The following is a 21,357-nucleotide window of genomic DNA, read 5'->3' as shown; positions in this document are numbered from 1 at the left end:
AAGCAAGCACTCTTTAAAGAAAGAATAACGATACCCCCAACACTGCGAACAAAGTACCAACAACACTACGGCGGCTAATTTTCTCACCACGAATAGCGTAAATAATTAAGATAAACAACGGGCTAGTTGCAATCAGAGTCTGCGCGATAGCTGGGTTGGCGTATTTTAGCGCCACCTGCTGTAACCATAATGCCAAAAATGTGCCGACAAAAATGGCCGCCAATAACCACATCCAATTATTATTTGTCATAGACAAGCACTGTTTTTTTATCGCATTAAACGGCTTTTTCTCCGCAAACACGACAAACATAGCGACCGCAGCAACCCCAATAGTCAGGCGAATTAGCGCGCCAAGTAATGGCGGTAAATCCCCTTGCACCAGTGCAAAATGGGAAATCACCACGCCTGACGCCTGACAGGTGCTTGCCAACAGGCCAAACGCAATGCCCTTCATATCATAACCGGTTCCGTTGCCATCATTTGGCTGAAACACTACAGAGGTCACCGCAATGGTGGTAATCACAACGCCCAGCCAGCTTTGAAGCTGCAACGCACTGCCTAAAAATACCAATGCTAAAATGCCTGAAAGTGGAGGAGCCAAAGATTCTAGAAGTAAGGTTTTATTCGCACCGATACGTTTAAGAGCCGCGAAATAAGCGCTGTCGCCAATAGCGATGCCGATCACACCGGAAATGCCAAGAATCCATAAATACCTAGGCTCTACACTGACATCAGGCATCTGAGTAAAAGGCAGCACCATCAGCATCATGACCGACGCAATAGACCCTTTTATGATATTCAACTGCATAGAACTAAAATGATGACTGAACTGGCTATAAATCCATGTTGCTATCGCCCAAACCATGGCTGCACCAATTGCAGCCCCCTCACCAATAAATGTCATCAAATTCCTCTTTAAATATCATTTATCTGTTGCGTAATACATAAATATAACAAATACTTAACCAGTTGAACTATTTCAATTCGCTATTTTAACTCTCGCAAGGATGAACTATGTTTCTTGATTACTTTGCTCTTGGACTGCTTGTTTTCGTCGCCCTCGTCATATTTTACGGCATTATTGTTATTCACGATATTCCTTTTGAAATTGCAAAAGAACGTGATCACCCTCATCAAGACGCCATACATGTCGCTGGATGGGTCAGTTTATTCACGCTGCATGCCATTTGGCCATTTCTATGGATTTGGGCAACCCTTTGGCGCAAAGAGCGTGGTTGGGGCTTTCATAAACTGGAAGAAGAGCAACATGATTTGCATCACCGCCTAGAAAAGTTAGTTGATCAAGTCTCTAACATGGAACAAGAGATTAGGTATTTAAAAAGTAAACAAGTGGTACAGCAAGCTCAAGCTGTGGAAGAGGAGAAGTAATTCATGGATCTATTACTCGTACTAACTTACGCCGCGTTGTGTATTGCCATCTTTAAAATTTTCAAGATTCCACTCAATAAATGGACCGTCCCAACCGCGGTGCTTGGTGGCGTAGTACTCATAGGTACACTTATCTTGTTAATGAACTACAACCATCCGTTTACGCAAGTCGGTGGGCAGTTCTACAGCACAACGCCTATTGTTTCGAGTGTTCGGGGCAAAGTCGTTGAAGTCAACGTAGAAGCTAACCAACAGATGAAAAAAGGCGATGTCATGCTAAGAATTGACCCGATTCCTTATGAAGCGGAAGTCATTAAAGCCAGAGCCGCACTCGCCGATGCCAATCAAGATGTGTTACAACTCGAGAGTGATTATAAAGCGGCGCAATCCGATACAATTAAAGCCGCTGCCGAGCGTGACAAAGCAGAGCGCGAATTTGCTCGATATCAAAAAGGCTTCAAACGAGGTGCATTTACTGAGCAACAAGTCGACACACGCCGTCAGTCATTCAAAGCAAGCCAAGCTGCATTTGAAGCCTCTGAAGCGAAAGAAGAAAGCGCGAGACTGGCTTTTGAGTCACAAATATTCGGCGAGAATACTACTGTAGCTCAGTTAAAAGCCGCATTGATTCAAGCCGAATTTAACCTAAGAGAAACGGTTGTCCGTGCCCCTACCGACGGCTATGTCACTCAATTAGCGCTGAGACCTGGCATGATGGCAGTACCGCTTCCTTTGGTGCCGCTAATGACCTTTGTCCATAAAGAAGAAGAGTTCTTTGTCGGTGCATTCAGACAGAACTCATTACAACGACTTAAGCCCGGCTTTGAAGCTGAATTCTTATTCCGCGCGCTACCGGGTAAGGTATTCAAAGGTAAAATAGTGGAAGTCTTACCGACGATTGCTGAAGGTCAGATCAGCGCGAGTGGCACACTAAGAAGTACACAAACCTTCAATACTTCAGGTCGTGCTATGGTGAAGCTGGTACTCGATGATGATATGAGTGAATACGTGCTTCCTACGGGTTCTAACGCCGAAATTGCCATCTACTCAGATAGCTTCAAACATGTGTCGATTATGCGAAAAGTTTTAATCCGCATGAAAAGTTGGCAAAACTACCTCTACTTAGATCATTAAGCAGAGGTAACCAACCGTTGGTAACGTCGCCGTTCTTAACCATAGTAATGACGAGCACACCCAATGGTTAAACAATGTGCAATAAAAATGGCAACCCAAGGTTGCCATTTTTCTATCTATTATTGGTGTTATAGCCACGAATATCATAGCGACTAATGTTATAGCCACTAGTCTTATAGCTACTAGCTTGATATCTACGCGTATTATCGCTAGATAACAATTAATCCAATAGTGAGCGTACGTATTGCTCGATTTCTGGTACTTGGCAGTGCTCGAAGAAACATTGCTGGAATCGTTCACCTGTCACGGCTGTTTTCACCAATTCAACATCAATGGCTTTTAGCGTGTCTAAGTAGTTTTCTTTAACCACTGCCGCTTTAACTTCATTTAAAATACCAGCATTGCGTTGTTGTGGCTCAGCACGCTCAAGTGGGTAACCTTGACCACGTTCACCCGTGGTGAAGGCTTTTTCAAAAATATAGCGAACATTCAGTTCCGCACCCCAACCGTAGCCTTTTGCAAAGGCTAATGACAACGCATTACCGTTGTTAATTTGGTTAAACAAGAACGCGTCTGACGGCTCTAGACAGTAACCACAAACAATGCCAGGGTGGATATTCAGTGACATCATCGCACCTTGACCTGTACCACAACCCGTCACAACAAAATCAACGGCTTTCGAGTTTACTAGAATGCTCGCCATGATACCTAGATGGATGTACGTAAGGTGATGATCATTTTCATCACTCATACCCACGTTAAACACGGCATGGTCTAGTGGTGCAACCACGTTAGTCAGCTCGTTGTAAACCACTGCGTTTTTACCCGCTTGGCTGTTTTCCATCATCAATGCAATTTTCATTTGTTTCTCCCGCTATATTGCGAATCAAAAATTATAACTAAAATATTTCTTTATCACTTGATATGAAACTATCAACAATCATACCCGCTTCAATACATGTCACTGTGTGTGGTGTATATGCCCTATGGATGATGACTTCACCTGCACGAAGTCTTTGGGTCTCTTCTCTTGATACAAATTCAAAGCAACCCGTTAGCACTAATGTGAGCTTCTCATATGAATGGCAGTACTTCTCTACCATCCCTTTCTGATCTGCGACACCAAAAGTTACGTCGTCACATTTATTAATATCTAAACATGACTCCTTGCGGTATCGCCTTTCAGACGGTCATACGCCATGATATTGATAAACTAACCTTGAGAGACCGTATCTGAGCTACGTTTATCGCGATACAAACGAGCAATCGTCAACATATTCATCATAATGACCGATGCTTCAAGCAAACTTCCGCCAATTGAGCCAATCGAAAGATTATTGATAAGCCAACACGTCGCGCCAAGTAGGCATCCTAAGCGTAAAGGAATACCCTTTAATAAAAATATCGAAATGGTTCCGATGACAGTGCCAGCGATGGGCCATAATTGCCACGCATCTTGGGCTAAAGCTAATCCAACGACGACACTGATTATGACAAAGAAGGCAGCAACCCATAAAGAACGGGTGTAGATCGCCATTCCTGTCCTAAACGTAGACAGCAACGCGCTCGCCGCAGACACCATCGAACCCATTAAAATGAAATGAACAAGATGGTTGAGATTAAGTAACAGCATCAGAATTTTGAGTTTCTTATCGTCTTTTTGATAAAACGTCGACATACCCAGTACAAAACTGATTAAGCCAAAAAATTGTGCTGTTACCTCTGTCCCCATCTCACTCATTCTCTTTAGGTATTAACGCGCTAACCAACCACCGTCAACAGCAATAGTGTAGCCATTGATGTAATCAGAAGCTGAAGATGCTAGGAACACACATGGTCCAGCAACATCTCGCGGTGTACCCCAACGGTTCGCAGGAATACGCTCTAGGATCGCTTTGTTACGGTCTGCATCTTCACGCAATGCTTGTGTGTTATTCGTTGCCATGTACCCAGGTGCAATAGCATTCACATTAATGTTGTGACTTGCCCATTCATTCGCCATCGCACGTGTGATACCCATAACGGCACTTTTTGATGCTGTGTAAGATGGCACACGAACACCACCTTGGTAAGACAACATGGACGCGATGTTAATGATCTTACCGCCATCGCCTTGAGCAATAAATTGCTTAGACGCCGCTTGAGACATAAAGAAAACCGTCTTCGAGTTAATGTTCATCACATCATCCCAATCCTGCTCTGAGAAATTAATCGCATCTTCACGACGAATAATACCAGCGTTGTTTACTAGCACATCGATTCGGCCAAATTCAGTTACCGCTTTGTCAATAATGGTTGGAATGTCATCTTGCTTAAGCAAGTTTGCACGGACATCTAAGAAAGTATGGCCAGCGGCCTGCATTTTCTCGATCGTTTCCGTTGGCTCAACGTAGTTAACGCCCACAATTTTACAGCCAGCTTCTGCTAAACCAAGTGCCATACCTTGACCTAAGCCTGTATCACAACCAGTAACAATCGCGACCTTACCGCTTAAATTAAATGAATCTAACATCATGTTCCTTTTCCTCAACTTATGATTGTCATCGTCGCGATGGGTATCGCTGACTGAATATGGAATTACAATAAAGCAATAAAACACCTTTAGCAATATTTTTAAAACGCAATTTCAAAAATATTATTTCAAACTAAAAATAAATGTGAGACAGATCGTGATTAAATCATTTTTTCTAAAAAGGCTTTTTAAAAATAGTGAACAGTGTTAGCTTGCGCATGTAGGACATAATGAGAAAGGAATGATCATGGAGAAATCCACGCAACCTGAAGCCGTTTCTTCGGTATTAAAAGTATTCAATATTTTGGAGTCATTGGGTGACCAAAAAGAGATCGGCGTTTCCGATCTGTCACAGCGTCTAATGATGTCTAAAGCCACCACTTATCGATTTCTACAAACGATGAAAGGGCTTGGCTATGTCTCCCAGCAAGGTGAGGCTGACAAATATTCATTAACATTGAAGATGTTTGAACTGGGTTCAAAATCGCTAGAATGGGTGGATCTCGTTGAGCTAGCGGAAAAAGAAATGCGTGTGATTTCAGAAGAAACCAATGAAACCATCCACCTTGGCGCGCTGGATCATGGTTCGATCATCTATATCCATAAAATAGACTCGAGTCATGCATTGAGAATGCATTCTAGAGTCGGTCGCCGTAACCCTTTACACACAACCGCAATTGGCAAGGTATTACTGGCAGAGCGTGATGAAGCCTCTATTCGTCATGCATTAGTTGATGCTGAGTTTGTCAAAAGCACACCGAATACACTCGAGAGTATTGAACAACTTCTTCAAGAGCTGAGCCTCGTCAAGCAACAACACTTTGGTGAAGATAACGAAGAGCAAGAACCTGGCCTACGTTGTATTGCAGCGCCGGTCTACGACCGCTTCGGCACCGTCATCGCTGGCGTATCAATCTCCTTCCCAACCATTCGCTTCGACGAAGATAGGAAAGATCACTACGTGCACCTATTGCATCAAGCCGGCCGAAATATCTCGGAGCATTTAGGGTTTACCAATTATCCAGTGTAACTAACGCGCATTGTCTCGTTTCCGTTACATCGTCGGTTCATAGCCAGGCACTAAAGTTCATTACACAAAACATAACTTCCACCAACATCACTTACCAACAACAAAAAAGCAGCCTGCGTCGATATGACGCGGCTGCGTTTCTTTTTCTATCACCTGGAACCGTTATCAAAAACCGCCCCGTCGGTGCAGCGGATTTGAATTAGTTTACATGAGCTACCGCATCTTTAACTAACGCGCCTAATTCATCCCATCGGCCTTCGTCAATGAGCGCCGTCGGTACCATCCAAGTCCCACCACATGCCAATACGGAAGGAATAGAGAGATAATCATCCACATTGTTAAGGCTAACACCACCTGTCGGCATGAATTTAACAGGGTACACCGCCGTTAGCGCTTTAAGCATTCCCACACCGCCAGATGGCTCTGCAGGGAAGAATTTCAATGTACGCAATCCCATCTCCATTGCTTGCTCAACCAAGCTCGGGTTGTTAACACCCGGAACAATTGGGATATTCTTATCGATACAATATTGAACCGTTCTTGGGTTGAAGCCAGGGCTAACAATGAAGTCAACGCCAGCATTGATAGCCTGATCAACTTGCTCATTGGTTAGCACCGTACCCGCGCCGATTAGCATATCTGGGAACGCTTTACGCATAGCGGCAATCGCGTCCACGGCACAAGCGGTGCGGAAGGTAATTTCCGCACAAGGCATGCCATTTTCAACCAGCGCCTTACCTAGTGGAACGGCATCTTCAACCTTGTTGATAGCAATAACTGGGATGACTTTTAAGTCCGCTAGTTTTTCATTCAATGTTGTCATTTGTTTGTCCTACTAATCGAGTTCTGGTGTTTTATTCTTTGGAATTACTGCGCCTTGGTGCTGGATAACTGCACCCGCGACCTTGTGACCCATAGCAGCAGACGCTACAGCGCTACCACCAGTGAGTCGCTTGGCAAGGTAACCAGCGCTAAACGAATCCCCTGCTGCCGTTGTATCTACAACATGGCTAATCGGTTTTGGTGCCACACTTGTCGTGTCACTATCGCAATATATTAAGCAATCTTCCGCACCACGTTTGATAGCAATTTCTGTAACGCCCGCTTGATAAGTTCGTTCGATACACTGCTCAACAACCTTGTCACCAAATAGGGCTTGATCATCATCAAATGTTAATAACGCCGTGTCTGTGTAACTTAGCATTGTTTTATAAGTGTCAGCTGCGAGCGCTTGATCACGCCACAGTTTCGGGCGGTAATTATTATCGAAAAATACTTTGCCACCGCGCGCTTTGAATGTACTCAAGAATTCAAACAACTTACCACGGCCATGATCCGTTAAAATTGCCAACGTGATTCCGCTTAGATACACAGCATCATAACTTAGCAAGGTCTCTAACAGACTGGCTGACTCAGGTTGGTCAAAAACGTATTTCGCTGCGGCGTCACTACGCCAATAAAAGAAAGTCCGCTCACCGGTGTGATCCGTTTCAATATGATAAAGACCAGGCATTTTGTCCTTCAGCTTTAAGATTAAATGCGTATCCACCCCTTCTTGCTGCCATGCATTCATCATTTCAGTAGAAAAAGGGTCATCACCCAAAGCCGTCACATAGCTAACGGTAAGATCATGTTGCTGAGTAAGACGCGAAAGATAGAGTGCCGTATTCAAAGTATCGCCACCAAAACTCTGTTTTAGTAGCTCACCTTTACGTTGCAGTTCCACCATGCATTCGCCAATGATGGCAATTTTGTATTGGGTCATAGTTGACTGTCCAGTTGCGTTCCATTCAATAGTAATGTGTTGTTTGTGTGGATGAGCAAGGTAATTCAAGCGCGAAATGTCGCAGAATCTTCATGGGCAAGAACCTTTACCAGTCCTTGTGTTCTTCTCCACTCCCTACCATTCATCATAAATTCGAAAAAATAAATCTATTTTTATGAAATGGCGGTTCATTTTTAATAATCATACCAGTAATCAGAGTGCGGTTGTAGCGTTTATTTCCCTATTGCTTGTGATAGTGAACATCAAAAAAGGCAGCCCAAAGGCTGCCTATGCATAAGAATTAATGAACCCTATCTAAGCTCAATCACACATCGAGTATGATTCAACCCAACCATTCAATCCAACATCAAACAAATAAAAACCAAAACGCATTAGTTCCACTTAAGAACTCGAACTTCGTTTCCTTCTTCTGGGTTTCTTGGAATATTCAGAGACAACACAAGCGATATCATTGCCATCGCCGCACCGATATAGAACACACTCGCTGGCGAGACAAGCCAAATAACGCCAAATGTTACCGGAATCACCACGGCTGCTATATGATTAATAGTAAATGACACCCCTGCGGTCGATGCCATGTCGGCAGGATCGGCAATCTTTTGGAAATAGGTTTTTATTGCCAACGCCAACGCAAAAAACAGGTGATCAACCACATACAGAGCAGCGGCCCACTCCGCGGTTTGTACAAGACCATAACCGACAAAAACAAAAATCAGACCGATATATTCGAAAATAAGGGCTTTACGCTCTCCAACAATACCAATGAAACGACCGATTTTTTTCGCAAACAAAAAGTTGAACAAGTAGTTAATTAAGAAAAGTAGCGTGATATCCGCCACGCTGTAACCAAACTTCTCTACCATTAAAAAACCGGCAAAAACGGTGAATATTTGTCGTCTTGCACCACTCATAAAGGTCAAGGCGTAGTACAACCAATAACGCTTTCGCAATACCAATTTCTTGTTTTGTGGGGTCTCAGTCTTAAACTGGGGGAACGCAAAGGCAATCACCAAAACCAACACAAAACCAATGCCACCTGAAATGCCATAAACCCAAATGTAATCCAACGCAAATATTTCTAACATTACCCATAACGAGCCATAAGTCAGCAACGACGCCAGAGCACCAATAGAGATGAGTTTACCCAGCATTTCTGGCGCTTCTTCTTTACTCAACCATTGAAGGGATAAAGACTGTTTTAACGTTTCAAAATAATGGAAACCAGTAGACATAATAAATGTCGTGATCAACAGCCCCGTAACAGAGGGGAAGAAACCAGTAATGGCGGTCCCTAACGTTAACATTAGTAGAGAAAGCACCATAAATTTTTGCTCTTTAATGAACAGCAGCACAAACACCACCGTAAAGGCCAAAAATCCCGGAATTTCTCGGACACTTTGTAGCAAACCAATATCAGCACCATCAAAATTCGCCCTTTCAATAACAAAATTATTCAATAACGCCATCCAACTGGAAAATGCGATAGGAACAATAATAGAAATGATAATGAGAAAGTTTTGCGGTGTGCGCCAATCTGATGATTTGTGGCTAGATAGCATGATTATTTTCCTGAAGTACTGATACTATTGATCTGATGGATGCTCGTTCTATTATTCGAGTGATTTTACGAGCCAATGTGGAGTCTAAACCGTTGCAAAATATAAATACAATAAAACTCGCGACTTTTAACTTATGTAACTTCGCCGCTCCTCCATTTGCCTTCTATGAAATGGACAATATCTACACGGCCCAACAATGGACTCAAAAGACTCGCTGGTTAGAACAAACGCTTCGCTTGCTAGATGCCGACATCATCGCATTTCAAGAAGTCTTCTCTGCAGATACGCTACGCATGCACTTAAACAAGCTTGGCTATCACTACTTTTACCTTAACCAAGAGAGCCATATTGAGGCGGATTATATCTATTCAGAGCCTTCACTTGCCTTTGCATCACGCTTTCCATTAACTCAACAAGCTCATCTACCGTTTCTAGCGGCGGCCGTTGGAGAGTTTAGCCGCCCTCCTTTGCATGTCACTCTCGACATTGGTAATGGGCACAATATCGATCTCTATAATGTTCACCTGAAATCTCAGCGTCCTGCATCCGACATTCTTGATCCCTCGCTTGAATCCACTGTTGATCAGTGGCTAAACGAGCTGCATGCTTCCTGCGCCTCGACGCAGTTACGACAAACCGAAGTATTGTCACTTCACAACGCCATTGTCACGCGTAAAAAAGCCACACATAACCCAGCCGTCCTTTTAGGAGACTTCAATAATAATCTTGATGCTATTGAGTTTAGTCCTCTACGATCCAGTCACTTAAGGCGCCACCCCCTATCGGCTAGTGCTATTTTTCCCTATACATTATTAGATAGCTGGGCTGTATTTCAGCAGCAACAAGCTTCACCTGACGCGGCCAGCCCCATCACTCATTACTATGGTGCAAAAGGGAATCGACTCGACCATATTCTACTTTCCCCTGAGTTTGATATTGGTCATGCTCACTCTCTATTTGAGCTTCAAAACTATCAACTGATCGACAAACACATTATCGACCCAAGATTTGGTGATGATGATGTAAGTACCGATCACGCTATTGTCAGTATAACGCTTAAACGTAGGGGCGAGCGTGAATAATGCACAAATCTATTGCATAAACAATTAAAATCAATTAGTTATATCATTACCACCCAATACTAGGACGCGAGCATGAATATCCTTATCCGGCCAACAGAATATAAAGATGCCGAAGGGCTAACGCACCTTTACTCTCAACCTAAAGCACAGCGCGAAACGCTTCAGCTCCCTTTCCCATCTATCACAATGTGGCAAGAGCGGCTAAAAAACATGCCCGTTGGTGTCTACAGTTTTGTCGCCGAACTGGATGGAAAAATTGTTGGTAACATTGGTCTTGAGCATTCACAACGACCAAGAACCGCGCACTGCGCCACTTTTGGCCTAGGTGTTCATGATGACTTTCACGGTATGGGCATCGGCAGCCGATTAATAGAAACCGTCTTAGAGCTTACCGACAATTGGTTAAATGTGCAGCGCGTTCAAATTGAAGTCAATGCCGATAATAAAGCAGCAATAGCCCTGTATACCAAGTACGGTTTTGAAATTGAAGGGGAAGCACTCTGCTCCGTGTTACGTGATGGTGAGTTCATTTCTACTTACTACATGGCACGCCTAAAAGACCAGCTTTAATCGCGACACTGCGTCTAATAATCACAACCAACCTTGTCCCCTTCCTTAATGGGGACTGATCACCCGAACATACATTCTTGTCACCATGACAAGAATGACCTCAGCCTAGTCAAACAACTCAGTTGCATAAAGTTGGACTAGCCTCACAAACCCATAGTCACTTGGTGGCATACATCAATAAATCCCTTAGTCTTTCTCCCTTTGAAAAGGGCAGCATGTCGTGAAGTCATGCTCACGCTTGTTGCTCCAAAAGGACTGGGCTTACTTGCTCATCACCTTCAGCAAAGATAAGGAGACCGTATGAAAACACGAACAACACACTATCGAGCCCATTTATTGGCTTGCATCACCGTAGGGGCGCTGCTATCCCCACCCCTCGTAATGGCATCAGAATGGGGTTATCAAGGCGAACATGGCGTGGATAACTGGGGGGCAATAAGTGCAACCTGTTCTGACGGCAAAAACCAGAGCCCCATAGACATCAATAGCGACGTCACCATAGACGCCTCGCTAGGCAATCTAGTAATGAATTATTCCGGACAAGTTTCTAATATCGTGAACAACGGACATACCGTGCAAGTGAATGTTACCGGAGACAATACGCTCAGTATCGATGGGGATACCTTTGCGCTAAAGCAATTCCACTTCCATACCCCATCAGAAAATACGCTAAATGGCGAACATTCTCCGTTAGAGGCGCATTTTGTTCATGCCAATAGCAATAACGCCTTAGCCGTCATCAGTGTTTTTTACCAAGCAGGGTTAAGAGAAGACAGTGCCTTAAAACAAGTATTGTCTAGTATCCCAAACAATAATCAAACCATACAGCCGTCAACGTCTATTGCACTCGATTCACTCCTTCCTAGAGTACGTAGCTATTATCGCTTTAGTGGCTCCCTGACCACGCCACCGTGCAGCGAAGGCGTTCGTTGGTTTGTGCTCAAAGATAAACAAACTGCAAATCAACAAGAAATCAAACAGCTGAAGACCATCATGGGTAATAACGCAAGGCCTGTGCAACCTATCCACGCGAGAAAAGTACTTCAGTAGCGAGTTACATATGATTTGCCATTTATGGTAAATCATATCTCCTCATGCTTTTCAGCAACGCCACTTGCCGAATTCATCCTACATGCTCATCTGACTTCTTCGCGAATATTCACACCGAGTAATACCGCTACATTCACACGTGCTAGTACACAAATATTGAAATCTCCCTAGCCAATGCATCACAAGACTTATAAATTTCAATCTAATTGGTTAAATCTTGTCAATCAACCTCATTTGCGCGCCTTTTTTTAAGAGGTCTATTCCAAAATTGTCAATTCCAACGGGTGAGGTTAAAGCATTTAGAAGTAATTCAAAGTTTACCGTACGGATTACGCGTAACCTGAACGTTAACGAATATGAGAGCATGTTGCAGTATTGAGAAGCTGACGACGGAAACACAAAACCGCATTCTTCTATTACTTGTTTTGATTTAACGTTAGTGAGTTCACGAAACAAAGTGAGTCCACTAAATAAAGAGGTGGTCCATGAGGCAATGCGAGATTAACGTCTATGACGTAAGAGATGAGCAAGACACCATTGTGCTAAATATCCAATTCTCAGACACCACAAAGGCGGATTTCTTGTGGAGTAATATGCCGTCATCACCTAGGCATGACTATATCTCCCACTTAGTTGTGTCTGGAAACGTGGTAGCCAAAAAATACATCACGGAAGAAGATTTAAGTGAGATGAACAGAACGGAAAAACAAAGGCTATTAATGACGTCTTAAACAGCGATACCCTTGATATCGCTGTTTAAGTCAATCAAACCCACTTAGATCGCGATAGTAACCAGTGACTCTTTCAAGCCTTCTACCACCCCTTTTGCAATCAGCAGCTGACCCTTTTCGTCCTTACCCGCAGCAGACGTTACCATCAGATCACTCATCGTTTCACCACCAAAGCCCACCATGGTAGGATTCTCAGATTCTACGCTAATGACCTGCATAACCTCGCCTTGCGGTGAAATCTGTACTACTGATTGTCCAGCATACATGGCAACCCAATAGTGACCATTTACGTCTACGCTTGCGCCATCTGGACGGCCCGCATAACCTTCAAGATCACAATGCAATTCTTGCTCGCCGTATTCACCCGTTTGTGGATTATAGCTATGTTTATAGACTTTACTTGACCCTGTGTCTGCCCAATATAACCACTGACCATCAGGAGAGAACGCTAGGCCATTACACGTCCACGCAAACATGGGTAATGCTTCAATGCTACCATCAAGATTCAATTGGTGAAACTGACCTTGGTCGCCAACTTTCGCACCATTACGTGTACCCGCAACAAAACGTCCACCGGGTGCACCACGTCCATCGTTGTAACGCATTCTTGGATACTCGGAAACCAGCGGCGCTAGCGAAGTTTTTTCACTGCTCCAACCATCAACAAGGTACATACCTGACTTTAACGCCACGATGAAGCCCTGCTCACCATACAAAGCAAAACAGCCAATCGGCTCACCGAATTCGAGCTTTTCATTTTCACCGTTTTTATTGCGCCATAACTCACCATCGCAGATGTTTACCCACATCCAAGAGTCATTACGCCAATCCCATCGAGGGCATTCGGCAAGGTCAAAATCTAGGTCTACAAATTTTTCGAACTGAATATTGGGTTGCACGCCTATGTCCTTTTGCTATTTTTCAATTGGGAGTTATTGAGTACACGCCAGCTATGCAGATTCGTACGCTAACTATACTAATTAGTACGTTAGCTATGCTGGTTAGCACACAAACGATGCTGCGAAGATAATTTGACGCTGCACTCTCATTTTATCTGCTCTTTTTAACAAAAAGTTAAGACTGGAGCTAGCAGCATTTTCGGTTTCGCTTCAGAAAGCGAGTAATTAACAGGTACAACGCACGCTGTTATATCGTCTTACTTCGTATATCACTGGCTCATATCATTTACGACCTTGCGTGGTATTGTCATTTGAGCCACATCATCATCCATGGTTTCATACGTATTCCTCCAACCCACTCGGCTTGATTGCAAACGAGTAGAAATCCCTATACTTTCTGCCTATTTGCCACGGCATCTTCATTAACTGTGACATCGTACTGATTCAATACAATGCTTATGCGGTACAAACAACATACTGGCAAACGTTCTATGTGATAACTAGGCGTTTTAGATGATAACGAAAAGGAGCCAACGCAGTGTCCATCAAAACCCTAAGTTCAAAAGTCGTCTATCAAAACTCGTGGATGACGGTCAGAGAAGATCAAATTGAAAGAGAAAGTGGCACAAAAGGGATTTACGGTGTGGTAGAAAAGCCAGATTGCGCGGTAATCATCGCGGTAGATGATGGTCAGATACACTTAGTACAGCAATACCGCTACTCCGTTGGATCCCGATACTGGGAACTTCCACAAGGCGCTTGGGAGTCGAGCCCTAAGGTTGATCCATTAACACTTGCAAAAGGTGAACTCCAAGAAGAAACAGGATTAATCGCTGGCAACATGGTGGCGGTCGGGCAACAGCTCATCGCCTACGGTTTTCTAAAACAGACTTGTCATATCTATCTCGCGACGGAATTAACCCAAACACAACGTAAACTTGATATCGAAGAAGAAGATTTAATCACACAATCATTTTCCATCGAAGAGTTTGAGGCAATGATTATCGCTGGTGACATTCAAGACATCGTCACAACTGGCGCTTGGGGGCTGGCAAAGCTTAAAGGGCTCATCGTTTCATAAGCTCAATGAATTCTTCACTTTGCAAGTTACGCGCTATAGATCCATTAACTCCAGCGCACAATATGAAACAAGAGACATTTAATGGGATGTAGATCGCGTAACTTAATTGTTTCCTGCGTGTCAATATTTTATGAACGACACTAGTGTTTATCATTGATAGTTAAACACCTTTTCGTTTCTAACTAGGATAAGTAAAAACATGGATCAGTTGACACTACAAGAACACCTAGTCATCACATTAAAATTACTAGACAAGTACCAACAATATATTTGCCGCACTGAAGACGCTTATGATTTAGAAGTGACGGTAAGAAAACTCGCCGACCAATTAATGAGTTTGCAATTATTAGACTCTATAAAAGGGTCCAATGACGACGTATCGTTTTGCATTCAATTATTAAACAAGGTCGATGAACGCACGAAAGAATCCTTAGAATTAGGGTTTGAACTCGAAGGTGCCGCACAGATTGTTCACTACTCGAATATGGCTTACAACGCGATATCAAAGGTCACATTAGGTGATCTGAGTCTCAGTTAACCATCCGATTCCCTTATACTTGATCGAGCCAACTACCCGACCAACATGACAGCTCGGCTGCAGCCCATTTTAAACTATTGATTTTATTCAATTAATAGAAACCGCTCACTAAATGTTCTGCATTACTCTCATTGACGTAAGTCATAAAATTCAAAAAAACTCCGTGTTAGCTTACGCCATATATTCATCATGACGAATAGCAAGGAGCATTCAAATGAGCAGTACTATTATCCTCCCATCTACAAACTTGTTAGGTAACGGGTGTTTAACACAAGCCATCGATATTATTGAGCAGCAAGGATTTAAGAAAACATTGATCGTCACTGACGCAGTGCTAAACAAAATCGGCGTTGTGGCTCAAATTACCGACCTATTGGCAGCGCGTGATATCTCATTTGCAGTCTATGATGGCACTCAACCAAACCCGACTATCGACAATGTTGAGCAAGGTTTAAGCCACTTAGTCGATAACGACTGTGACCTCATTATTTCTGTCGGCGGTGGTTCTCCTCACGACTGTGCAAAAGGCATTGCATTAGTGGCGACCAACGGCGGTAAAATTCAGGATTACGAAGGCATCAACCAAGCGACTCAAGCGCCATTTCCACTTATCTCAATCAATACGACCGCTGGCACAGCCTCTGAAATGACGATGTTCAGCGTGATCACTGACGAAGCCCGCCAAATCAAAATGGCGATTGTCGATCAAAAAGTCACACCGCTTATCTCAGTCAATGATCCGCAATTGATGCTTGCGATGCCGAAATCTCTGACCGCGGCCACTGGTATGGACGCACTGACTCACGCCATTGAAGCGTATGTTTCTACCGCTGCAAACCCCATCACTAACACCGTCGCATTAAAAGCGATAGAAATGATCCACACCAATTTACCGCTGTGCATCGAAAATGGTGACAACCTAGCAGCTCGTGAACAAATGGCTTACGCACAATTTATGGCGGGTATGGCATTCAATAATGCGTTGTTAGGTTATGTCCATGCGATGGCACACCAACTTGGCGCAACATACCACTTGCCGCACGGCGTTTGTAATGCGGTATTACTGCCGCACGTGCAGCGCTTTAACTATACCGCTTGCCCAGAAAAATTCCGTGATATTGCTGTCGCGATGGGAAGAGACGTATCAGGAATGGCTGTGGAAGAAGCCGCACTCTGTGCTATAGATGCAATGGCTGATTTAGCGACTACCGTCGGTATCCCTGCCAATTTAACGGAAATTGGCGTTAAAGCATCCGATATTTCCGCGTTGGCAGAAAGTGCACTGACCGATGTTTGCTGTATGACGAATCCAAAACAAGCGTCAAAAGAAGAAATCATGGCGATATTCGAAACGGCAATGTAACACTTACTCCAAACCCAGAGATGCATTCTCTAATGCGGAATCATCTTTAGGTTAATTAAGATTTACAATGTAAAATCCAGATATAGCGAACACTGAGAGCATTCTCACCTACGAAGAAAATAAGGGTCGTAACTGTGTTATCCCCTTATTTTCTTACTCTATTCGCACTTACCACAACCTTTCTTCCTTGGCTGAAAGTCCATCAAATTACCATTAACATCAAAAGATAGCTGACAACATTGCTCCAGAGTATGGCGTAAATCACGGCGTCCTTTTTGAATGCGCGACTTCAACGTTGAATAGCTAATGCCCATTTCTTGCGCCAATTGTTTCTGAGATTGTCCATTTAAATCCACGGCGGTAAGCAATACGGCAGAAGCCTCTGGCAATGAGTCGACCAACGGCTGCATACACTGAGCCAGTTGCGCTTTGGCATCTTCTTCATCTTGTTCAAACCAAAGCGAATTATCCTCTAATACTGCACTTCGCCCTTTGCGACGATATAAGTCAATCACCGCTCGATTCGCAATCTGAAATAGCCATGCCTTAACGCTGCTCGGACTTTCAAGCTTTTCCAAATTTTGATAGGTTTTAATCATTACTTCTTGCAACACATCGTCTACATCATCGGAATTCGATAACTTAGTCCACAAGAAGCGTTTCAGGCTAGCTTGATACTCGGCCCATATTTTTTCAATCATAGTTTCGCTTCAGTCATTGTTTCTTTCCAATCATGGTTTCTTCCCAAGAATGGTTTCTTCCCAAGAATAGTTTCTTTCCAAGAATCGTGCAGTTCAGTCTCTGACTTGCAAAATGACAGAGGGCTTAACCACGATATCATGGTTAAACCCTCTGTATTAAAACGTCTGAAAATTAAGTATAAATCAAGTTAGCGTATAAACATCACGCCACTGCCAGATGTTATCTCACTCACGAAACCCACTATCGCTTGGCTTTCACCATGCCGTGAGAGCGAGCCCGACGCACACCATCTATAGCCAGTATCATTAACGCCGCCATCACCAATAGATAAGTAGGCAAATCTGCCGTTGCCACTCGCTCACCCAATAGCAACCCTACGACAAAAACTAATACCGGTTCAACATAGCCCAGCAGGCCAAATAGCGACATAGATAATGACTGCGAGGCGAAGAGGAACAGCAGCATTGGCACGGAGCCTGTAATCGCCAAACCAATGTAATAGCCCATCACAGATAGGTCTAAGTTACGAATAACATCCAACGGTTGCAAATAGAACACGGCACTAAGTGCAAATGGCAACAAAAATACATTGTCTAAAGTAAAACCCACATCACTTTGAATGTTGAGTGAACGACGGTGAACAAAGTAAACGGGATAGCCTAAAGCAATCAACAGGACAATCCAGGATAAACCATCTGCCATCATATAGGCGTACGCTACACCAACCGCTGCAACAATACAGGCTACGGTTTGCAGAGGAGACAGTTGATCTCCATAAACAAACCGCCCCACTAATACCAATACCAGCGGAAGAGAAAAGTATCCCAGCGCAACAGAAAGTGTCTCACCGTACAAAGGAGCCCATACAAATATCCAATATTGAGGACCTACCAGCAAGGCTGAGAACAGATATCGATGCCAACGGTGAGTTTGACGAAACGCGCGCCAAAAAAGGAGAAAGCGCCCACTAATACTGAGCACAATCATCATGAAGAGTGCACTCCATATTACCCTTTGACTGGCAATCCAATGCCCTTCTCCCCCCTCCACAGACCAGTGACTAAACTCCGGCTGAAACTGAACATAGATTGGCATCAGTGCAAACAAGCACGAGGCAATGATAGAAGCAACAACGCCCTTTGTTGATTCGGATGAGCTTAAAAAACGGGTTAACATGGCGATTCTTACTATAAGATGTCAATAATCTCGGACATTATCGTATTTCATACTGCTTGGACATGCCTTTGTCGACATTTTTATATTTTTTTTGAATTAATTTCTCTGGATAAAAACGCGATAACTTTAGCCTTGGCGCTTTCGCCACGAGATAGACCGAAGCAGAGGCTAGAGCAAAGCCTAACATACCAAATTGGTCAAAAGATTCGCCAAATAATAGCCATGCTTGGACAGCGGCAACCGGAGGAACTAAATAGAATACTGAGGCAACTTTAGAAGACTCGCCATGCTTTACCATATAAAGCAGTAATAACACCGCGACACCCGATAACACGACCACCAGCCACAGCATGGTCAATGAAAACGCCCACGTCCAATTCACGTCTCGAGTCTCAGTCATCACCGCCACGGGAATAAATAACAGCGCAGCAGCAATATATTGCGTCATCGCTCCACCAATCATATCGACGCCCTGACAAAATCGCTTTTGATAAAGCGTCCCAAAAGTAATGCCCAACAACGCCGCAAAGACAAAAATAAAGGCGGCAAGCTTGTCACTCCCCTCTTGCCAGTGGATGTTACCCACCAATACGCACCCAATGCCGATAAAACCAATAACTAAACCCAACCACTGAGAAGGCTTTAAAACCTGCTTAGCAAAACTGGTCACAATCATGGCCGTCAACAAAGGCTGAATGCCAACTAATAGCGCACTCAACCCTGCTGGCATCCCATATTTAATGGCTTCATAGGTACCACCTAAATAGAAACCATGAATTAGCATACCAACGACACAAGAATGCAGTAGCGCTTTTCCTGTAGGTATCGAGCGTCTGAGCAAGATGATAAGCACTGAAAACAACACGACGTTACCCAACATACGGATGGTTAATAACGTTGCTGGTTCGGCATACACCAACCCAATTTTTGCGCCCACAAAACCCGATGCCCAAAGTACAACAAAAATAAAAGGAATAGCTTGTTTTAACATGATTTTGCCTAGTCATCCGCTCCATGATGGTGCTAAATTAACAGGGTACAAAATTGACAGTAAGATACAGTTTACTTTTATTTTGTGGGTACAGATTAGCGCCGCACAACTCAGAGAGTCCGCGGCCATGTTTTCGCCGCTATGTTAAGGAATGATGATGCCTGCGACTCAAGCCAAAGCCGTCTCTCGCTATAAAGCGGTGGAGGACTATATCGAAAAACTCATACAAAGCGGCGGTTTAAATGTGGGCGATAAGCTTCCGTCACTTCGTGCCACCAGCACTAGATTAGGAGTCGCGAAAAACACCGTCATTCGGGCATACCAAGAGTTAGAAGCCGTTGGTAAAATAACTGCCCGTGACCGTTCGGGATTTGTCGTACACCGCTCATTTTTAAACAGCTCGGCGCCGCTTTCTATTTCAATACCGGTTGAAACAATCCCCACTACGGTCGACTTACTATCAATGACCAAGCAAATCCTTGGTCAATCTCGAGACACATTATTAATGCCAGCAGGTTCAGCTCACCCAAACACGGAAGGCCCCGCAATTAGTAGCCTGTACGCAGAAATTGGTCGCCACAGCCGGGCGCAATCCCATATCCCTAGTCACTATCAACTCCCCCCAGGAAACGAAAAGCTACTCAAGCAAATAGCAAAACTATCCATTGACCAAGGTATTGATCTTCAGGGAGAGTCAGTGTTTGTCACTAACGGCTCGCAACAAGCCATCAGCCAAGCATTACGAGCAGTGACCAAATGTGGAGATACCGTCGCAGTCGAATCACCTTGCTATTTTGGCATCTTATTAATGCTTGAATCACTAGGTCTTAAAGCATTGGAAATCCCAAGTTCACCGGAATTGGGTCTGCATGTTCCTTCGTTGCAATCCGCTCTTGCGCAATGGCCTGTGGCGGCTATCGTCGTGACACCAAACTATACCAATCCAACAGGCGCATTAATGCCGCTAGAGGCTCGTCGACAATTACTCGAAAATAGCGGCAATATTCCTATTATTGAAGACGATGTCTTCGGCGCGCTAGGCAACAATGCTGCCATTCCATCGCTCAAGCAACTCGATACACAAAAGCGAGTGATTTACTGCACCTCACTCTCTAAAACCTTGGACTCTCGCCTTAGGGTCGGCTGGCTTATCGCTGGTCAGTACCACCATCATATAGAGCGCTCACTTATCAGTGACAACATGGGCAGTCAAAACCTTATTCAATCCGCTGTAGGGGAATTTCTCGCCACTGGAAAATATAAGCAACATGTTCGCCGTATGACACGCCACTACCAAAATAATCTGACGCATTTTATCGCCTTGCTCCGCCAGCACTTAGACAGCCACTTTCTCGATCAGTACACGCTCACGAGTCCCGCAGGTTCCTTTCTATGCTGGTTGACTCTTCCCACTCATTACGACAGTCAGCGAATCTATGAACAATGCTTAACAAAAGGGGTATCGGTACTGCCCGGAACATTATTTGGAAGTAAGGGACAATACTCGCACTGTCTACGTTTTAATGTCGCCAATTTTCATGATAATCAAGCGTGGAGAAGCGGTATTCATCGCTTTGTGGCCATTCTTGAGCAACAGCGAACTCAGAATACAGTCTGAATAATATCGTGACCATGGGCAAGAAAGTCACCATGACAGCGTAGTAAAAAGACGACAAAGTACGATTTGAATGCAACGAATAAATATCAAGTCAGAAACTATTCGTTATGATAATACCCGATACTTGAAGTTGGCGAATAATGAGT

At 43.9% G+C, this 21,357-nt stretch carries 22 protein-coding genes; 11 read left to right on the top strand and 11 right to left on the bottom strand.

The features are described 5' to 3' along the window. Positions 1-13: 13 nt before the first annotated feature. Entirely contained in the window at positions 14-904 is an 891-nt protein-coding gene (locus MD535_RS13325; protein ID WP_265675511.1) for a DMT family transporter, read from the bottom strand. A 110-nt stretch (positions 905-1,014) separates the two neighbouring features. On the opposite strand from MD535_RS13325, the gene MD535_RS13320 reads away from it, so the two are divergent. Both MD535_RS13320 and MD535_RS13315 read left to right on the top strand, forming a co-directional pair. Beyond that, a complete protein-coding gene (locus MD535_RS13320) occupies positions 1,015-1,389 on the top strand; it encodes a DUF3302 domain-containing protein (protein WP_265675510.1) in 375 nt (124 codons plus the stop codon). 3 nt (positions 1,390-1,392) lie between these two features. Next, positions 1,393-2,523, top strand: a complete 1,131-nt coding sequence (locus MD535_RS13315) for an HlyD family secretion protein (RefSeq protein ID WP_265675509.1) — start codon at positions 1,393-1,395, stop codon at positions 2,521-2,523. A 220-nt stretch (positions 2,524-2,743) separates the two neighbouring features. On the opposite strand, the gene MD535_RS13310 is transcribed toward MD535_RS13315, so the two are convergent. The 3 genes from MD535_RS13310 to kduD form a co-directional block, all read right to left on the bottom strand. Beyond that, positions 2,744-3,385: an RpiB/LacA/LacB family sugar-phosphate isomerase gene (locus MD535_RS13310; protein ID WP_265675508.1), complete on the bottom strand. Its 642-nt coding sequence runs from the start codon at positions 3,383-3,385 to the stop codon at positions 2,744-2,746. 351 nt (positions 3,386-3,736) lie between these two features. Next, positions 3,737-4,255 (bottom strand): YgjV family protein, encoded by a 519-nt coding sequence (locus MD535_RS13305; protein ID WP_265675507.1) that lies wholly within the window; start codon positions 4,253-4,255, stop codon positions 3,737-3,739. Positions 4,256-4,276: 21 nt separating this feature from the next. Continuing rightward, entirely contained in the window at positions 4,277-5,038 is a 762-nt protein-coding gene (gene kduD / locus MD535_RS13300; protein WP_265675506.1) for a 2-dehydro-3-deoxy-D-gluconate 5-dehydrogenase KduD, read from the bottom strand. 244 nt (positions 5,039-5,282) lie between these two features. Between kduD and kdgR the strand changes: the two genes are divergently transcribed. Then, entirely contained in the window at positions 5,283-6,065 is a 783-nt protein-coding gene (kdgR, locus tag MD535_RS13295) for a DNA-binding transcriptional regulator KdgR (RefSeq protein WP_265675505.1), read from the top strand. Positions 6,066-6,264: 199 nt separating this feature from the next. On the opposite strand, the gene MD535_RS13290 is transcribed toward kdgR, so the two are convergent. The 3 genes from MD535_RS13290 to MD535_RS13280 form a co-directional block, all read right to left on the bottom strand. After that, positions 6,265-6,888 carry a bifunctional 4-hydroxy-2-oxoglutarate aldolase/2-dehydro-3-deoxy-phosphogluconate aldolase gene (locus tag MD535_RS13290; protein ID WP_265675504.1) on the bottom strand — a complete coding sequence of 208 codons (624 nt, stop codon included), beginning with the start codon at positions 6,886-6,888 and terminating at the stop codon, positions 6,265-6,267. A 12-nt stretch (positions 6,889-6,900) separates the two neighbouring features. Continuing rightward, complete coding sequence (gene kdgK, locus MD535_RS13285) at positions 6,901-7,830, bottom strand: 2-dehydro-3-deoxygluconokinase (RefSeq protein ID WP_265675503.1); 930 nt, start codon at positions 7,828-7,830, stop codon at positions 6,901-6,903. A gap of 392 nt (positions 7,831-8,222) precedes the next feature. Then, positions 8,223-9,410 carry an MFS transporter gene (locus tag MD535_RS13280; protein ID WP_265675502.1) on the bottom strand — a complete coding sequence of 396 codons (1,188 nt, stop codon included), beginning with the start codon at positions 9,408-9,410 and terminating at the stop codon, positions 8,223-8,225. Positions 9,411-9,445: 35 nt separating this feature from the next. Here MD535_RS13280 and MD535_RS13275 point away from each other — a divergent pair, with 35 nt between their 5' ends. The 4 genes from MD535_RS13275 (at position 9,446) to MD535_RS13260 (ending at position 12,843) form a co-directional block, all read left to right on the top strand. Further along, positions 9,446-10,492, top strand: coding sequence for an endonuclease/exonuclease/phosphatase family protein (locus tag MD535_RS13275; RefSeq protein ID WP_265675501.1), 1,047 nt, complete (start codon positions 9,446-9,448; stop codon positions 10,490-10,492). Positions 10,493-10,564: 72 nt separating this feature from the next. After that, positions 10,565-11,062 carry a GNAT family N-acetyltransferase gene (locus MD535_RS13270; protein ID WP_265675500.1) on the top strand — a complete coding sequence of 166 codons (498 nt, stop codon included), beginning with the start codon at positions 10,565-10,567 and terminating at the stop codon, positions 11,060-11,062. A 381-nt stretch (positions 11,063-11,443) separates the two neighbouring features. Further along, positions 11,444-12,112, top strand: coding sequence for a carbonic anhydrase (locus MD535_RS13265; RefSeq protein ID WP_265675522.1), 669 nt, complete (start codon positions 11,444-11,446; stop codon positions 12,110-12,112). A 485-nt stretch (positions 12,113-12,597) separates the two neighbouring features. Next, positions 12,598-12,843, top strand: coding sequence for a hypothetical protein (locus tag MD535_RS13260; RefSeq protein ID WP_265675499.1), 246 nt, complete (start codon positions 12,598-12,600; stop codon positions 12,841-12,843). Between the two features lie 44 nt (positions 12,844-12,887). Here the strand turns inward: MD535_RS13260 and MD535_RS13255 are convergent, their stop codons facing one another. Next, positions 12,888-13,742, bottom strand: coding sequence for an SMP-30/gluconolactonase/LRE family protein (locus MD535_RS13255; RefSeq protein WP_265675498.1), 855 nt, complete (start codon positions 13,740-13,742; stop codon positions 12,888-12,890). 586 nt (positions 13,743-14,328) lie between these two features. Between MD535_RS13255 and MD535_RS13250 the strand changes: the two genes are divergently transcribed. The 3 genes from MD535_RS13250 to MD535_RS13240 all read left to right on the top strand — a co-directional run bounded on the left by MD535_RS13250 (position 14,329) and on the right by MD535_RS13240 (position 16,724). Further along, entirely contained in the window at positions 14,329-14,823 is a 495-nt protein-coding gene (locus MD535_RS13250; protein ID WP_265675521.1) for an NUDIX domain-containing protein, read from the top strand. Between the two features lie 199 nt (positions 14,824-15,022). Then, entirely contained in the window at positions 15,023-15,361 is a 339-nt protein-coding gene (locus MD535_RS13245) for a hypothetical protein (RefSeq protein ID WP_265675497.1), read from the top strand. A 214-nt stretch (positions 15,362-15,575) separates the two neighbouring features. Then, complete coding sequence (locus MD535_RS13240) at positions 15,576-16,724, top strand: iron-containing alcohol dehydrogenase (protein WP_265675496.1); 1,149 nt, start codon at positions 15,576-15,578, stop codon at positions 16,722-16,724. A 158-nt stretch (positions 16,725-16,882) separates the two neighbouring features. Here MD535_RS13240 and sigZ read toward each other — a convergent pair whose 3' ends face one another. From sigZ to MD535_RS13225, 3 genes are all read right to left on the bottom strand, one after another. After that, entirely contained in the window at positions 16,883-17,425 is a 543-nt protein-coding gene (gene sigZ, locus MD535_RS13235) for an RNA polymerase sigma factor SigZ (RefSeq protein WP_265675495.1), read from the bottom strand. A gap of 241 nt (positions 17,426-17,666) precedes the next feature. After that, the gene (gene rarD / locus MD535_RS13230; protein ID WP_265675494.1) at positions 17,667-18,602 is read right to left on the bottom strand and encodes an EamA family transporter RarD; all 936 of its coding nucleotides are present in this window, start codon (positions 18,600-18,602) and stop codon (positions 17,667-17,669) included. 37 nt (positions 18,603-18,639) lie between these two features. Next, complete coding sequence (locus tag MD535_RS13225; RefSeq protein WP_265675493.1) at positions 18,640-19,593, bottom strand: DMT family transporter; 954 nt, start codon at positions 19,591-19,593, stop codon at positions 18,640-18,642. Positions 19,594-19,744: 151 nt separating this feature from the next. Between MD535_RS13225 and MD535_RS13220 the strand changes: the two genes are divergently transcribed. Then, positions 19,745-21,211, top strand: coding sequence for an aminotransferase-like domain-containing protein (locus MD535_RS13220; RefSeq protein ID WP_265675492.1), 1,467 nt, complete (start codon positions 19,745-19,747; stop codon positions 21,209-21,211). The last annotated feature ends 146 nt before the right edge of the window (positions 21,212-21,357 follow it).

It is taken from the genome of Vibrio qingdaonensis (assembly GCF_026191675.1).
Taxonomy (GTDB): domain Bacteria; phylum Pseudomonadota; class Gammaproteobacteria; order Enterobacterales; family Vibrionaceae; genus Vibrio; species Vibrio qingdaonensis.
The sequence above is the reverse complement of the archived record's forward strand: the minus strand, read 5'-3'. Positions and strand labels throughout refer to the sequence as shown.